A 16,246-nucleotide genomic window follows, 5' to 3' on the forward strand; every position below is an offset into this window, starting at 1 on the left:
TATTTGGTTATTAAAAAGTTCCGCAAATTTAGGGTTTAGACCCTATAAAACAAATCGGAGAAAAATCATGACTATTAATAGTTACAATTCCCTATTTCCGCTTTAAAAATGCTTGACACACAGGCTTCAAAACCCGGTTTGAGTAAAATGGAATTTGGAGCCGTATAATTAACTTCTGTTGCTTCTTTCAAAAGCTGTACCGATTCTATAGTTCCTCCATAAAAATCCTGAGCAAGGTTTTCTTGCAATGTCCCCGACAAACTTAAATCTTCCTGACTCTCCACAAAGGAAAAAGGTATATTGCTCAACGGTGTACAAACCCAACTTTGATTACATGTCGCCTCGATGGTATAATCCGAAGCCACCTCAATTAATTGACCGATGCCCGTTTCACCATTACTCCAACTTATTGTTCCGTTACAGCCCATCCCAAAAACGACAAAATCATCGTCTTTACAAAGACTAACGGGTGTTTTCATCGGCCCCTTTTCAGCTACTTGATAAGAGAATGAATTGCCCGAGGCATTGACACCAAAAATGGTATAAATGTTATTTTTGACTGAATAGTCTAAACTCTGAGCCGTCATGATTTCTTGCGTCTGTTCATTCGTAATCAGAAGGTCATCTATTTGATAGGCGAAAAGTTCTGGCACAGCACTTACGCTAACTTCTGTCTTTATTGGAATACTCGGGCACATACCTTCGCATTGGTTGGTAGCATAGTAATCTGTAATTCCTACAGTAGATGAACTGACACTTAAGACAGGGCTCGACTGAATAAGATTATCTGTGGATACTTCACTGTACCAGCTTATAATTGGAGGATTTACCGGATCAATAGTTTTGACAATAACCGCAAATCCTGAGACGCATAAAGGATCTATAATATAATTATCATTGGCAATCAATGTCCAGGTACCTTGAGCTATTCTTCCATTCAATTGACTTAAATCACCGTTTGCTTTAAAACTTCCGCTGGCAGGAGTAGAGCCACTAGGAATTTGCGTTCCATTTGCTGTAAATATGGTTGTAACCAAACCAGAAGTAACATCGCCTGCTGCGTACGTTCCTTCCCGAAGTAAAGAAATGCTTATTCCTTCCGGAGACACTATACTAAAGGAAACTTCATCATTCCATGGTCTTGCTCCGCCGTCTGCAACACCACAAGAGTTCACATCTCCACCATCCTTTTTCTGCCATGTAATGGAAATGGCCACAGAGTCAATCAATCCTCCTAAACCAGTGACCTCAACTGTTGGATACTCACCGCTGACTTGGAAGCCATCAAAACCAACGACAGGGCCAGCATAATTAAAAGTAGCAGGCCCGTAAGGCTCACAAGCCGGAGAGCTAGCCATTAATTCATGTGTTCCTTCCTGACAGTAAGTTAAATCCAAAGAAGTTAGAGAAGGCTCAGGGCTAATTGTTTGATTCCATACCAAATTTATAGGGTCAGAATCCAGTAGACAGGTGCCCGAAACTCTTCTTAGGATATAAGCTCCTTCATTCTTGGCATAGAAGGTACTAGATGTACTTTCTACATTCCCATTTCTGATCCATTGGAAAGTTTCACTTTCTACAGGAGTCACGGATAATTGAACTGAATCTCCCTCACAAAAAAATGTACTTTCCAGAGCCGCTGGGTTCTGATCGAAAAGGTTAGATCCTTTACAAGCTACCGCATTTAATAAATTCAAACGACCTGAGCCTAGTTGTCCTAGATAGTCAGGGTTTTGAGCATCAATATTATCAACCGTTTTTTCTAAAATAATTTCAACACTGTCAGGACTCAAACTCGGAAAACAAGAAAGAAGATAGCCTGCAGAAGCGGCTACCAAGGGTGTAGCCATGGACGTACCACTGAAAGAAGCATAATCATTTGTAGGTATTGTACTTAAAATAAAGCGACCGGGAGCTGCTATATCCACCAAGGGGCCGTAGCTTGAGAAATAGCTTCTTTCATCTGATTGGTCCAGGCTAGCCACAGAAATTACATGATTATAGGACGCGGGGTATTGAGCTTCATCAGAGTCTTCATTTCCTGCTGCCGCAATAACTAAAATACCATTATTATAGGCATCATCAATAACATCCTGTTCTAATTGAGAAAAACCTGGTCCACCCCAACTTAAACTGATAATATCTGCCCCATTATCAATAGCCCATTCAATTCCCTCAAAACCTCTATCAATAAAGCGGTGATCTGAAGCGTCGAAAGTTGACTTAATCGGCATCAACTTTACCTTATTATTACTGGCAGAACTAATCCCGGTGACATTATTATTAACCGCAGCCACAATTCCTGCCACATGGGTACCATGCGAGAAAATGTCATTAGGAGGTGAAGGATCATTATCATTTTCTGCGACATCTCTTCCCGCTACCATATTTCCCTGCAAATCCTGATGATTCACCTGAATGGCATTATCCACCACAGCCACTATTATATCAGGACCACCGGGGTTCGCATCCCAAGCCTGAGAAGCCTTAATTTTTTCTAAATGCCATAGATCAGCATATAGGGTATCATTAGGAGTAGCTATGACTTTCCTGCGTCTTACTCGCTCTACATATTCTATTTCCGGGTCAGCACGGAGTTCCTTGATGGCTTCATCCAATTCTAGCTCACTGTTCACTTTTAATCGGTAAACTGAATTAAGGCGATCGTTTTTAGATTTATAGAAAGGTTGAGTAGCCTTCTCAATTTTGGTCTTTTCGTTTTCTAGTTTTTGTTTGATCTCGGGTATTTCTCTGGAAATATTGACAGATGACGACCTTTTGAAGAAACCTCGGGTCGACTTTTTATTTTTCACCTTGACATAAATTTCGCCTTCGACAAAATCGTTGTTACTTTGCTGTGCAAACAATAACGAGGAGCCTGTCAAGACAAATAACAAACCTAATACTAAGGGGCTTTTCACGTTCAAACGCATCTTCTACAAAGTTATGAAAAAACTGCTCCTAGTTGCTTTCTTTTTTATTGGTTGGAAATCAGGTCATTCACAATTTAATCCTAAAGGCTCCGGAGAGTTATTGCATGAGCTAGAGAAGCTCAAAGTGATGGGTTCTGCCATGTATATAGCAGCTCACCCAGATGATGAAAATACCTTATTAATTACCTGGTTAGCCAATGACAAAAAAGTAAGAACCTCTTATATCTCAATGACCAGAGGTGATGGTGGCCAAAACCTTTTGGGTACTGAAAAAGGTGAATTTGCAGGTCTACTTCGTACTCATGAGCTTTTGGGAGCCAGAAGTATTGACGGTGGCGAGCAGTATTTTACCCGAGCAAATGATTTTGGATATACCAAAACCACTGAAGAAGCATTGGCTACATGGGATGAAGAAAAGGTATTCTCAGACTTAGTTTACCGAATACGTAAATTTCAACCTGATGTTTTGATTACGCGTTTCCCACCTGATGCCAGAGCAGGCCATGGTCATCATTCAGCATCTTCACTTTTGGCCGAAAAAGCATTTACAGGTGCGGCGGACCCTGAAGTATTTCCTGAGCAACTAGAAGATGTTTCTTTATGGCAACCAACTCGTCTGGTATGGAATTACTATGGAGCTGGATTTACCAATACACCACCTGAAGATGGCAGCAGCTATATAAAAGTGGATGTGGGCCGCTATAATTCTTTACTAGGGGCTTCCTATGGAGAGCTTGGCTTATCGGCAAGAAGTATGCACAAGAGTCAAGGGTTTGGAACTTCTCTTTTCAGAGGATCCAGACAAGAAGTTTTAAAACATACACTTGGTGAGCCAGCAGAAGAGGACCTTTTTGATGGTATAAATACCACTTGGGGTAGAATTAAAGGTGGTGAAATGGTTACTGCATACCTAAATGATATCATTCGAAACTTTAATGCCGCTGCCCCTGAAAGATCTGTACCTGCTTTATTGCAGCTTAGAAAATTTCTGAATTCACTTCCTTCTAGTCCACTCCTAAAAAGTAAAAAAAGAGACCTGGATGAAATCATCCCTTACTTCGCAGGATTGTATTTAGAGGCTTTAGCATCAGATTATTCATATGCTCCAGGTGAGCAATTAGAGGCTAAAATATTGAGCGTCAATAGAACGAGCTTGGATGTTAAATTTCTTTCAGTAAGCAACTCATTAAATCAAGAGACATTAACCCTTGATAAGGATTTGGAACTGAATAGCTTGTTTGAGCATGAATATCAAATTGACCTTCCAAAGGATTTTGAGATCACACAGCCATATTGGCTAAAAGCAGATCATCTATTAGGTTCTTATGAAATAAGTGATGAAAAGTATCGTAATCTGCCCTTATCACCTCCGGCAGTTAGGCTTAAAACAGTTTTTTCTATTGGAGGTGAAATCTTTGAGAAAGAAATCGAGGTCAAATATAAGTACGTAGTACCTAGCTATGGAGAAATTTACAGACCGCTGGAAATACGTCCAGAGGTTACCATCACACCTAACTTAGGCTCTCTGGTCTTCAATGATAATACACCTCAAAGTATCTTAGTGACATTAAAATCCTCAAAGGATAATTTCAGAGGTCGATTAAACCTTCAACTACCAGAAGGCTGGGAATCCTCCCCTGCCAGTGTAAGTTTTGAGTTAGAAAATAAGTATGACGAGAAAATAGTCCCAATTGAAATAAAACCATCGAGCACTGGCGGAAAGGGAGTAATACAATTCATTGTCAACTCCGAAGGCAATCAATTTAACAGGGCTCTGCATCAAATTAAATACGACCATATTCCTGAGACTACTTCCTTTCCAGTTGCCAGAATTTCGGCTTTAAAGCTCGATTTAAAGAAAAAGGGAAAGAATATCGGCTACATCATGGGAGCTGGAGATGAAGTTCCTAAAGCCCTGGAGCAAATGGGCTATAACGTACATCTTCTCTCTGAGGCTGAATTGAGTCAAAACCTTAATAAGTATGATGCTATCTTGATAGGAGTACGTGCCTATAACGTATTTGACTGGCTTCCATTCTACAAAAAGAATCTATTGGACTTTGTCAAGGAGGGTGGAAATCTCATCTGTCAATATCAAACAAGAAGCCGTAGATCTGATTGGGATTGGAAACTGGGTCCTTATGATTTTGAGATTAGTCGTGATCGTGTAAGTCAGGAGGATGCTGAGGTTAGATATATTGATGCTAATCATCCACTTTTAAACTACCCTAACAAAATCACTTCTCAAGATTTTGAGGGATGGGTACAAGAACGTGGTCTTTACTTTGCCAATAATTGGGCTCCTGAGTTCCAACCGGTCTTCAGCATGAATGATACAAATGAAACAGCTAAAGAAGGTAGCTTAATTATTGCTCCTTTCGGCAAGGGAAACTATATCTATACCGGAATTTCATTCTTTAGGGAGTTACCAGCTGGTGTACCAGGGGCATATAGGCTGATGGCCAATTTGATTTCAGCTAAATGAATTGGGCCAAATCCATATCGATATATGAAATAGGCTACATTATTATATTTCTACTGGTCTATCTGTATTTTTTCTGGAGACTTCATGTAGTCGGTAAAACACTGGGAAAGGCATCCAGGCTTCGCTTCATGAAGCTAATTTTGAGAGCAACCTATATTGGTCTTTTCATCATTGCTTTATTAGGTCCAAGTTTTGGTCGCATAGAATCTGAAACACAAACGACAACCAAAGACATAATTGTAGCCATTGATTTGTCAGAATCCATGAATTCCTCTGATCTGAACCCCAGTCGATTGGAGAAAGCGAAAATTGAACTCAACCGTCTAATAGATCGACTTCCGAATAATAGACTCGGCCTATTGGTATTCAGTTCTGAGGCCTATTGGCTTGTACCAATGACTTATGATCATAATATCATTAAGGAGTACCTTCAGCATTTACGAACTTCTATCATGCCCAATAGCGGCACAAATCTTTCCGCTGCTCTTGAAGAAATCTATTTGAAGTTTAAATCCTCGTCTATACAGCAAAACAATTTATCTCGTGTGGCACTAGTACTAACAGATGGTGAAGATTTTGGCTATGTCAATTCCAACATCATTGACAGTGTAAGAAAATACACCGATGCCGCCATTTTTGTGGGAGTAGGTTCGCCAGAAGGCTCTTACATTAACATAAACGGCGAAAATCAAAAGGATGATACTGGCAACTTGCAAGTATCAAAACTGGATATTGATAACTTAAACAGAATGGCTGGAGCAGGCGATCATGTTATTGAACTCAATAATTCGACTTTCAATGTTGATGAACTCACCACAGTGATCAATGCAGTTGGAAATCAGAATATCGACCTAAGAAAGGTTTTAGTTTTGAATAATAAATATTCAAACTTTCTACTCGTCGGATTAATTTTGGCACTATTGGATGGGCTGATTAAAATCAAATTATTTGAATTATAATGTTGCCTTTTGTCTATTATATCATCCGTTTTTTCGTGGCTTTTCAGCTTCCTCAGGCCTATCAGGAACAGTCAGAAATAAATGAGTTAATAGATGAGTATGAGTTAAAAGGTGATTGTGAATCGATTATTGACTTATACTTAACTGCAGACAGTACAACCCGAATTTTGCCAAGCTCGCGGTTAAAAGTCACCTCCTGCCTCCTCAGGCAAAAAGAATCAGACCTTTTTGAAAAGGAGATTCAGCGTTTAAAACTGCTCAGAAATACGCAATACGTTTCTATTGCCTTTCATCAGGAAGGCTTGTTTTTTGCACAGCAAGGAGATACACTGCAGGCAATAAAGTCCTTCAAAAACGCCATTGAGACTGAAAACAATAATACTTTTGCGAAGTATAACTATGAATTGCTCAATGCGATTTATAAGAATAATAAAAATCAACCTCCTCCACCTAACGCTCCGAAAAATGACAACCGGAATGAAAATGAAGGAGGAATATTAGATGAAAATGAAAGTGGAGATGATAACCTGGAGAACTCTGATCCGCCGGAAATAGATCTAACACAGGCATTGCAGCTTTTAGACGCCATGCGTCAAAGTGAATTTGATAATATTTTAAAGATCAGAACTGCGAGTAAAGACAGTTTAGATTACGGTAAATGGTAAAAAAATGAACGTATTAAAGGATTCTAATTTTTCATTCAAAGGTCAGGAGGGCCACTATAAGGGTAAAGTAAGAGACGTTTTTGACTTCGGAGAAGAAGTACTTATGATTGCTTCTGACCGTATTTCTGCTTTTGATGTGATCTTACCGGAGGCTATTCCCTGCAAAGGCCAGGTGCTCAACCAGATTGCCGCCAAGTTTTTAAAGGCCACTGAAGATATCGTACCTAATTGGTTACTCGAAGTACCTGACCCGAACGCTTCTTACGGAATCAAATGTGAGACTTTTCCGGTAGAAATGGTGGTAAGAGGTTATTTGGCCGGACACGCCTGGAGAACTTACCGTGATGGTGGTCGTGAGTTATGTGGTGTTTCTTTACCTGAGGGGCTTAAAGAGAATGATAAGTTACCTCAACCTATCATAACCCCAACTACTAAAGCTAAAGAAGGGCATGATGAAGATATCTCAAAAGAAGAGATCATTGCCCAGGGACTGGTGCAAAAAGAAAAATATCAGGAACTTGAGCGTATTACCTTGGCCCTTTTTGAAAGAGGTACCGAAATCGCGGCTTCACAAGGATTAATTCTGGTAGATACCAAATATGAGTTCGGTGAAAATAAAGGTGTGATTACCTTAATTGATGAAATCCATACACCAGACTCATCTCGTTACTTCTATGCTGACGTATATGAAGCGAACCAAAAAGCTGGAAATCCTCAGAAACAGTTATCGAAAGAGTTTGTGAGAGAATGGTTGATTGAGAATGGTTTTCAGGGTAAAGACGGTCAAAGTGTCCCCGAAATGACTGAAGCGAAGTGTACCGAAATAAGTAACAGATATATCGAATTATTCGAAAAAGTGACAGGAGAAACCTTTGTTCCGGCGAATAATACAGATATTTACAGCAGAATTAAAGAAAACGTTGATCGTTTTCTTGAGAGGAAATCATAACAGAAAATGGAATATTTGAAGAGTGAACGCCTGAATAGGTTGTCCTACGCTATACGTGGGCCAATCTTTGATAAGGCTCAGCAGTTAGAGGCACAGGGACATAAAATCATCAATTTGAACATTGGTAACCCGGCTCCTTTTGGGTTTGATGTACCTGATGAGATCATGGAAGACATGATTTTGAACCTCAGAAACGCCCAGGGCTACTGTCACCACCTTGGAATATTCTCGGCCAGAAAGGCCATAATGCACTATACACAGCAGATCGGGATTGCTGATGTAAGAATAGAAGACATTTTTATCGGTAATGGGGTAAGCGAGCTGATCGTTATGACAATGCAGGCTCTATTAAATCCCGGTGATGAGATCTTAATACCTAGTCCTGATTATCCTTTGTGGACCACCGCCGTTGGTCTTTCAGGAGGAAAGCCTGTCCATTATATCTGTGACGAAGAGTCTGACTGGAATCCGGATGTGAATGATATCGCCTCTAAAATTACTTCAAAAACAAAGGGCATTGTTCTCATTAACCCGAATAACCCAACTGGTGCGGTTTATGAGAAAGATGTACTGGAATCGATAGTAAAGCTGGCAGCAGAACATAATCTGATCGTATTTTCAGATGAGATTTATGACAAGATCTTGTATGATGGCAATAAACACGTACCAACGGCCTCATTGAGCAATGATGTGTTTTTCATGACTTTTGGAGGTCTTTCAAAAAATTATAGAGCCACAGGCTTTAGAGGCGGTTGGGTGATTGCCAGTGGAGCAAAAGAAAAGGCAAAATCGTACCTGGAGGGCATTAACCTTCTGGCCAGTATGCGACTCTGTGCCAATGTGCCTACTCAGTATGCTATTCAAACTGCCTTAGGAGGTTATCAGAGTATAGATGATTTGGTAGCAGAAGAAGGTCGTTTAAGAAAACAAAGAGACCTGATTCACTATAGAATTACCGATATTCCGGGTATTACCTGCGTTAAACCTAAAGGTTCAATGTATGTATTCCCAAAAATTGATTTGAAGAAGTTCAACTTCAAAGACGATGAAGAGTTCACTTTCAATCTGCTCAATGAGCATCATGTACTCGTAGTGCCAGGTTCAGGGTTCAATACTTTTGATAAAGCACACTTTAGAATCGTCTTCTTACCGGGTGCTGAAACCTTAAATAAGGCAGTGAATGAAATAGAACATCTACTTCAGGAAAGTAGGAAGCCCGAACCATTGATCATGACCTAACATGGATATCTTCTTACTTGTCATTAGTATTTTGTGCCTCTTGGTGGGTCTTGCAGGTTCGGTACTACCGTTGCCTGGTCCGCCTTTAAGTTTTGCAGGCATTATAGCCTTGCATTACTCAAAATATGCCGACTTCTCAGAAGATTTGCTCTTTGGCCTTGGTGCTGCCACGGTCATTATTACACTTTTAGATTACTACGTGCCTATCTGGGGTACCAAAAAATTCGGGGGAACCAAAGCCGGAATGCGAGGCTCTACGGCCGGGCTTATTATCGGAATGTTCTTTGGACCTTTTGGAATATTTATAGGAGCCTTTCTTGGGGCTCTGATCGGTGAATACCTTTGGGGCGACAAACAAAATGCCTTAAGAGCCGCTGTAGGAAGTTTTGCCGGTTTTGCAGCAGGCATAGCAATGAAACTAGTTCTATGCGGCTTTATGATTTTCTACGCTGCCTCTGCCCTCATTAATTATTTTTAGTCGAAACAGGGTTGGCTTAAAACAAAATTAGCTCCAATCAAACGATCGGAGCCAATCCGGCTACTGAGTGAATCTATACTACTTATCTTCAATCTGCTGGAAATAAACCAGCGATTTAATATCTATATCTTAAGCTCTTTTGAGGAATTGAACTTGCCTGCTTGCTCTATTGCACAAGCACGTAATAATGCATAACAAGCAGGCAATTAATGACAGTTACTAGGGTGTCGGGTTCAATTTTCGGTTTATCAAAAAAGCACGTAAATCCATCGGATTTTCTTAATCAATTCGGAATGTTTGAGCGATTATTTTCTCGTTTTCCTTATGACAGTTCAAACATAATTTATTGAATTTATACTTCCAAAGAAAAAGTCTATAAATTTTATATTTTCCATCTTTTCAAAATTTACTGAAAATAAAATACGAAAATAAAAGCCTCAAATGAGGCTTTTAAGGGTCTTCTCTCCTATTTATTCCATTTTTTGAAAGTATTGATCAGGCCATTTGTTGAAGCGTCATGGCTATTTACTTCTTCCTTATCCTTTAGTTCAGGATAGATAGTCTTGGCCAACTGTTTTCCTAATTCCACACCCCACTGATCAAAACTAAAGATGTTCCAAATGATACCCTGAACGTAAATCTTATGCTCATACATGGCAATTAAACTACCCAGCGTTTTCGGGGTAAGTTTCTTCACTAGGAACGAGTTGGTTGGTCTATTTCCTTCAAATACTTTATACGGCTTTAGAAAGTCTATTTCTTCAGCAGATTTACCAGAGACTTTTAGTTCCTCAGTAACTTGCTCCTCCGATTTACCATTCATCAGAGCCTCTGTCTGAGCAAAATAGTTTGCCATAAGCATCTTATGCTGATCACCTACCGGATTATGGGTATTTGCAGGAGCAATAAAATCACAAGGTATCAGCTTGGTACCTTGATGAATCAATTGATAGAAGGCATGCTGACCGTTAGTGCCTGGTTCTCCCCAGATAATTGGCCCGGTTTGGTATGAAACCTTATTACCCGATCGGTCTACGTATTTACCGTTTGACTCCATATCTCCCTGCTGGAAATAAGCAGCAAAGCGGTGCATGTATTGATCATAAGGCAGAATGGCATGAGACTCAGCACCATAAAAATTATTATACCATACACCCAGCATACCAAGTATAACAGGAATATTTCTTCCTAAAGGAGCTGTTTTGAAGTGAATATCCATATCATGTGCTCCTTCCAAAAGAGCCGCATAATTTTTAAATCCTATAGCACAGGCAATAGACAAACCAATGGCACTCCAAAGGCTGTATCTACCTCCTACCCAATCCCAAAACTCAAACATGTTTTTGGTATCAATACCAAATGCTGAAACTCCGGTCTCATTGGTAGAAAGAGCCACAAAGTGCTTCTTAACGTCCTCCAGCTCTGCTCCATTACTTAAAAACCATTCCTTGGCAGCTCCGGCGTTTGCCATGGTCTCCTGCGTCGTGAATGTTTTTGAGGCTATCATAAATAAGGTAGTCTCAGGTTTTACCTTTTTCAGGACTTCGGCTATATGAGTACCGTCTACATTCGAAACAAAGTGTACATTAAGATCTTTCTTGGTGTAAGGCTTAAGAGCTTCAGTTACCATAACAGGTCCCAAGTCAGACCCACCAATACCTATATTGACAATATCCTTAATCTTTTTACCGGTGTACCCTTTCCATTCTCCAGATCTTACAGATTCTGAGAACTCCTCCATTTGTTTCAACACTCGATTGACGTCTGGCATCACGTCTTTACCGTCAACCAAAACCGGGGTATTGGATCTGTTTCTTAAGGCTGTATGAAGTACAGCTCTTCCTTCAGTCTGGTTTATCTCTTCGCCGGCAAACATCTTTGCAATAGCATCCTCCAGCTGACATTCTTCGGCCAGTCTGGTCAAATACGTCATTGTTCTACCAGAAATTCTGTTTTTGGAATAATCCAGTAGGATATCCTGAAATCGCACAGAAAACTTTTTAAACCTCTTCGGATCCTCTTCAAAGAGCTCTTTTATAGTTTTCTTAGAAATGGTTTTCTGATGAGACTTTAGTGTTTGAAATGCTTTTGTTTGTGTAAAGTCTATTGACTGTAACATAGGGTAAAGAATAGGTTTTATTTAGAACAAATGTTATGGATACAGAACTATTGACGAAGTGTAACCCTTTCGAATTCGAAATCATCCTTTAGAAATACATTAAAATCTACGTTAGATTCTATGCCCTCTATATTCCCAAGTGTGCTATACTGCCAGAAGTAAACCTGTGACATATCAAAACCGACAGGCTCAGGCACGAAATACTGAGAAATCCAGAGAGGATAATCCTCAAAATGCTCTTTTATATAGGTCTGATAAATGTACCTGTTGGTGTAGATGATCGGCTTTACGCCGTAATGTTTCTCAATAATTTCAAGCCATTCCGTCACATTTTTCACAATGTCTCTTCTGGCTCTACCCCTACCCAAAACTTCCCAATCTAAGACCGGTACGAAGTCACCCTTTGTAAGTTTGACGTTTAAGATATAATTAAGAGCCTGTAAACGAGGGTCTGCCTGTGGACTATAAAAGTGGTAAGCACCTTTTCTAATCTTCCTGCTGTGAAGTTCTTCCCAGTTTTTTGAGAAGCGTTTATCTATAAGATCTGTACCCTCTGTGGCTTTTATGAAGCAAAATTTGACAGAACTGTGGTGATTACTATGAGCAATGACTTTATCCCAGTTGATATCTCCATTATGATGAGAAATATCAACTCCATGCGTATTATACCGAAGTGGAATTCTCAGATTTGGGGAGTCGATATTGGCAGCCAACATTCCATCAGTAACCGAGGACGGATACGTGGCGATGAAGAACGTCAACACCAGAAAATACAGACTATTAGGTCTGAAAATCAGATTAAGGGTTCTATCTACCCAAGTAGTATGATTCTTTCTTTTTCTCACTTATTGATACAAAAATAGAAGTAAAAAAAATCGGAATCAAACATAAAAGGCTGCTCTTTTTAGAGCAGCCTTTTGAATTGATAATCAGCGTCTAATTATTTGTTCGGCTGAGGCGTATATCTCAAATACGGCTTCACCTCTTTAACCCCTTTCGGGAATTTCTTAATGGCATCTTCAGTACTAATTGAAGGTACTACAATGGCATCGTCACCATCTTTCCAATCTGCCGGAGTAGCTACGGAATGATTAGCTGTTAACTGAAGACTATCAATTACTCTTAAAAGCTCAGTAAAGTTTCTTCCTGTAGAAGCCGGGTAAGTTAACATCAACTTGATGGTTTTATCTGGCCCGATGATGAATACCGAACGAACCGTTGCTTTTGCAGAGGCATTCGGGTGAATCATATCATATAACTCAGCAACTTTTCTTTCTTCATCCGCAATAATCGGGAAATTCATGGTTACACCATTTACCTCTTCAATATCCGGAACCCACTTGTTATGTGATTCGAGGTCATCTACAGAAACCGCAATAGTCTTCACCCCTCTTTTCTCAAACTCGCCTTTCAAAAGAGCCGTTTTCCCTAATTCAGTAGTACAAACAGGCGTAAAATCAGCAGGGTGTGAGAAAAGCATTCCCCATGAGTCACCCAACCATTCGTGAAAATTTATCTTACCTTGAGTAGTGTCAGCCGTGAAATCCGGTGCTACATCTCCTAATCTTAATGACATAGTTCTGTTGTTTTTTGTGTTGAAATAAATTGTTTTCAAAAATAACTATTCTACTCTGCCACTGCATATGAGAATGGTCATCATTTTGAGGCATCACAGATTGGCTTCGTAAAACCAAAGCTCATGAATGTCTCACATGATCTAAACCTTTTAAAAGTGCAGGTCGTTCATTAAAATTGACATTTATAAAGTCCTCTAAAAGGATTTCTCTATCCGGAAAAATCACCACTAGTAAGGTAAGAGTACTATTAATGTTTCCCATTTTTGGGCTTTATGATAGATTAGATACTCGCAAAGAAATTTTATGAGAATAATATTCGTTGGGTATATTGAAATTATAACAACTGCAGAATCTTTTAAAGGCCGAAAAGCAAGAAGAATTTAGGGTATGCTTAGTTTTGCAGAGCAATAAAGAATTTATGAAAGTCAAATACATTTTACTTCTCTTCCCATTATTTATTGGCACAATGCTTCTAGCGTCTGATCAGCCACTTAAAATAGATTGGAAGACTTTAAGTGATGTCAACTTCAATAAGAAGTGGAGCCCTTCTGAAGGAATGTTCATCCTAGAACCTGACTTTGGTGCTTCTGTTCAAACATTGAACGGCAAAGATGTTTCCATTACCGGTTACATGATCCCCATAGATATTGAGTCTAACTATTATGTTTTATCTGCAAATCCTTATGCGGCTTGCTTTTTCTGTGGTGGAGCCGGCCCAGAATCTGTGATGAGTATAAAATTTAAAACGGTCAATAGACGTTTTGATACGGATGAACGACTGACACTTCGTGGTAAACTTGAACTCAATAAGGACAACCTGGATGAGCTCAATTATATTCTCAAAGATGCAGTAGTGGTAAAATAGGAGTTAATTGTCTCCAGGAAGGAATGATTCTTTTTTAATTTACTTAGATTAGGATTCTCCTGATAAAACCACAAAAAGAAAGAAACAGAATAAATGAAAAAATTAGTAATACTAACGGCTTTCTTAACAGCCATTGCTTTCCAAACTCAAGCTCAATACGAAAATAACGTAGCGGTCGGTATAAAAATCGGTGAACCATTGGGAATCAACATCAGAAAGTATTTTCAATATGGAGATAAGGCCTTTGATGTCAATTTTGGTACGTACGGTTTTTTATACGGTACTAATAGAGACTACAGAAAAGGTAACTATCAAAAAGCGGGTTTGATGTTTCAAGGTTTGTATTCATGGCATTATTCTCTTGGTAAAAATCAGGGCCTCAAGGTTTATTACGGCTTTGGTGGACAAATAAATTATAGAGATTACGCCTCTGAAGAAAACATCATTGGTACCCGTCAAGACGGCGAAAAGCACGTTTCATTAGGACCCGCAGGAAATGCAGGCATTGAATACGATTTACCAGGGAATGATGTGGGCGTTTTTCTTGACGGAGGAGTTTACACTGAGCTTATTCCCGATTTATTGTTCTTACACCCTCAAATTAACGCCGGGATTAGAGTTAATTTGGTGAGAAGATAAATTCACCAATCGTTATAAAAAAGGAGCCAATAGGCTCCTTTTTTGTTATTTACCATTCAATTTTCGGTCTTGGCTATTCTTCCGCCAACTCTCTTAAAGCATTATAAGCCATCAAGCCCATTCCAATTTCAATAGCGTTTTCATCGATATTGAAAGTAGGTGTATGAACTCCTGAAGTAATGCCTTTCTCCTCATTTCTGATGCCTAGGCGGTAAAAGCAGCTATCGATCACCTGTGAATAAAAGGCAAAATCTTCTCCGGCCATCCAGAGATCTAAGTCCACTACATTTTCTTTACCCATGTAGTCTTCGGTATAGGATCTTATTTTGGAGGTCAGCTTGGGATTATTCTCTAAATAAGGGTAACCATGTCCAATATAAACCTCACAGCTTCCACCCATAGACTCAGCCATGGTTTTCGCCATTTTTTCAATGAGTTCAAGCCCTTTTGCCCTCCATTCCTCATTCATATTACGGAAAGTACCATCAATTTTCACTTCATTCGGAATCACATTCGTTGCTCCTAATCCCTGGATTTTCCCAAAAGTTAAAACTGAAGGGTTTGTCGGTTTTCTATTTCTACTGACTATTTGCTGCAAGGCAATAATAATATGAGAAGCAATGACAATAGGGTCGATGCATTGATCTGGAGCTGCTCCATGACCACCTTTTCCTTTAACAGTAAGGTAGATTTCATCTGTACTTGCCATATACATACCTTCTCTAAAACCAACTTTGCCTACCGGGATATTCGGGGCTACATGCTGCCCTAGCATACCCGCCGGTCTTGGATTTTCCAGTACCCCATCTTTGATCATTAAAGAAGCACCACCTGGCACTTTTTCTTCTCCGGGCTGAAAAACTAGTTTGACAGTTCCTTCAAAATCATCTTTAAGCTGACTCAAAATCCTAGCTGTCCCTAATAAAGAAGTGGTATGCACATCATGCCCACAAGCATGCATCACACCCTCATTTTGAGACTTATAGGGTACATCATTGGTTTCTGTAATAGGCAAGGCATCCATATCCGCTCGTAAGGCCACCACTTTTTTGTCAGGGTTCTTCCCTTTGATTAGTGCCACTACCCCTGTACCAGCCACACCTTCTTCGGGTTCCAGACCCATTTCTCGGAGTTTGGAGGCTACAAATTTTGATGTTTTATATTCTTCAAAAGACAATTCAGGGTTCGCATGAATGTGCCTTCTGATAGCTATTGAATCCTCAGCGAATTCTGAGGCCAATTGTTTGATTCTGGTTTTGATATCCATCTGATTTCCTAATTCGGCTCAAATTTAATTCTTTTCGGTCGTTTGACATGGCAAAGCCTAATCTTCTGGGG

14 protein-coding genes are annotated in these 16,246 nt (G+C 39.7%); 8 read left to right on the forward strand and 6 right to left on the reverse strand.

Features of this window, described 5'->3' with window-relative positions:
• Nucleotides 1–74: 74 nt before the first annotated feature.
• Entirely contained in the window at nucleotides 75–2,933 is a 2,859-nt protein-coding gene (locus ACUXV0_RS04165) for a S8 family peptidase (RefSeq protein WP_446191807.1), read from the reverse strand.
• Nucleotides 2,934–2,946: 13 nt separating this feature from the next.
• Here ACUXV0_RS04165 and ACUXV0_RS04170 point away from each other — a divergent pair, with 13 nt between their 5' ends.
• The 6 genes from ACUXV0_RS04170 to ACUXV0_RS04195 all read left to right on the forward strand — a co-directional run bounded on the left by ACUXV0_RS04170 (nucleotide 2,947) and on the right by ACUXV0_RS04195 (nucleotide 9,708).
• Entirely contained in the window at nucleotides 2,947–5,418 is a 2,472-nt protein-coding gene (locus ACUXV0_RS04170) for a PIG-L family deacetylase (RefSeq protein WP_446191808.1), read from the forward strand.
• Nucleotides 5,419–5,546: 128 nt separating this feature from the next.
• Nucleotides 5,547–6,377, forward strand: a complete 831-nt coding sequence (locus ACUXV0_RS04175; protein ID WP_446191809.1) for a vWA domain-containing protein — start codon at nucleotides 5,547–5,549, stop codon at nucleotides 6,375–6,377.
• Nucleotides 6,377–7,042 (forward strand): hypothetical protein, encoded by a 666-nt coding sequence (locus tag ACUXV0_RS04180; RefSeq protein WP_446191810.1) that lies wholly within the window; start codon nucleotides 6,377–6,379, stop codon nucleotides 7,040–7,042. Before ACUXV0_RS04175 ends, ACUXV0_RS04180 begins: the two co-directional genes overlap by 1 nt.
• A gap of 4 nt (nucleotides 7,043–7,046) precedes the next feature.
• Nucleotides 7,047–7,991, forward strand: a complete 945-nt coding sequence (locus ACUXV0_RS04185; RefSeq protein WP_446191811.1) for a phosphoribosylaminoimidazolesuccinocarboxamide synthase — start codon at nucleotides 7,047–7,049, stop codon at nucleotides 7,989–7,991.
• Nucleotides 7,992–7,997: 6 nt separating this feature from the next.
• Nucleotides 7,998–9,230, forward strand: a complete 1,233-nt coding sequence (locus ACUXV0_RS04190) for a pyridoxal phosphate-dependent aminotransferase (RefSeq protein WP_446191812.1) — start codon at nucleotides 7,998–8,000, stop codon at nucleotides 9,228–9,230.
• Nucleotide 9,231: 1 nt separating this feature from the next.
• Nucleotides 9,232–9,708, forward strand: coding sequence for a DUF456 domain-containing protein (locus ACUXV0_RS04195; protein ID WP_446191813.1), 477 nt, complete (start codon nucleotides 9,232–9,234; stop codon nucleotides 9,706–9,708).
• A gap of 466 nt (nucleotides 9,709–10,174) precedes the next feature.
• Here the strand turns inward: ACUXV0_RS04195 and pgi are convergent, their stop codons facing one another.
• From pgi to ACUXV0_RS04215, 4 genes are all read right to left on the reverse strand, one after another.
• A complete protein-coding gene (pgi, locus tag ACUXV0_RS04200) occupies nucleotides 10,175–11,827 on the reverse strand; it encodes a glucose-6-phosphate isomerase (RefSeq protein ID WP_446191814.1) in 1,653 nt (550 codons plus the stop codon).
• 47 nt (nucleotides 11,828–11,874) lie between these two features.
• A complete protein-coding gene (locus tag ACUXV0_RS04205) occupies nucleotides 11,875–12,672 on the reverse strand; it encodes a glycoside hydrolase family 25 protein (RefSeq protein ID WP_446191815.1) in 798 nt (265 codons plus the stop codon).
• 95 nt (nucleotides 12,673–12,767) lie between these two features.
• Entirely contained in the window at nucleotides 12,768–13,403 is a 636-nt protein-coding gene (locus ACUXV0_RS04210; protein ID WP_446191816.1) for a peroxiredoxin, read from the reverse strand.
• Between the two features lie 121 nt (nucleotides 13,404–13,524).
• Entirely contained in the window at nucleotides 13,525–13,665 is a 141-nt protein-coding gene (locus ACUXV0_RS04215; protein WP_446191817.1) for a hypothetical protein, read from the reverse strand.
• Between the two features lie 157 nt (nucleotides 13,666–13,822).
• On the opposite strand from ACUXV0_RS04215, the gene ACUXV0_RS04220 reads away from it, so the two are divergent.
• Nucleotides 13,823–14,269: a DUF3299 domain-containing protein gene (locus ACUXV0_RS04220; protein WP_446191818.1), complete on the forward strand. Its 447-nt coding sequence runs from the start codon at nucleotides 13,823–13,825 to the stop codon at nucleotides 14,267–14,269.
• Nucleotides 14,270–14,362: 93 nt separating this feature from the next.
• Nucleotides 14,363–14,908, forward strand: coding sequence for a hypothetical protein (locus tag ACUXV0_RS04225; RefSeq protein ID WP_446191819.1), 546 nt, complete (start codon nucleotides 14,363–14,365; stop codon nucleotides 14,906–14,908).
• 73 nt (nucleotides 14,909–14,981) lie between these two features.
• Here ACUXV0_RS04225 and ACUXV0_RS04230 read toward each other — a convergent pair whose 3' ends face one another.
• Complete coding sequence (locus ACUXV0_RS04230) at nucleotides 14,982–16,175, reverse strand: M20 metallopeptidase family protein (protein ID WP_446191820.1); 1,194 nt, start codon at nucleotides 16,173–16,175, stop codon at nucleotides 14,982–14,984.
• Between the last annotated feature and the right edge of the window lie 71 nt (nucleotides 16,176–16,246).

The sequence above is a fragment of the Jiulongibacter sp. NS-SX5 genome (genome assembly GCF_052828545.1).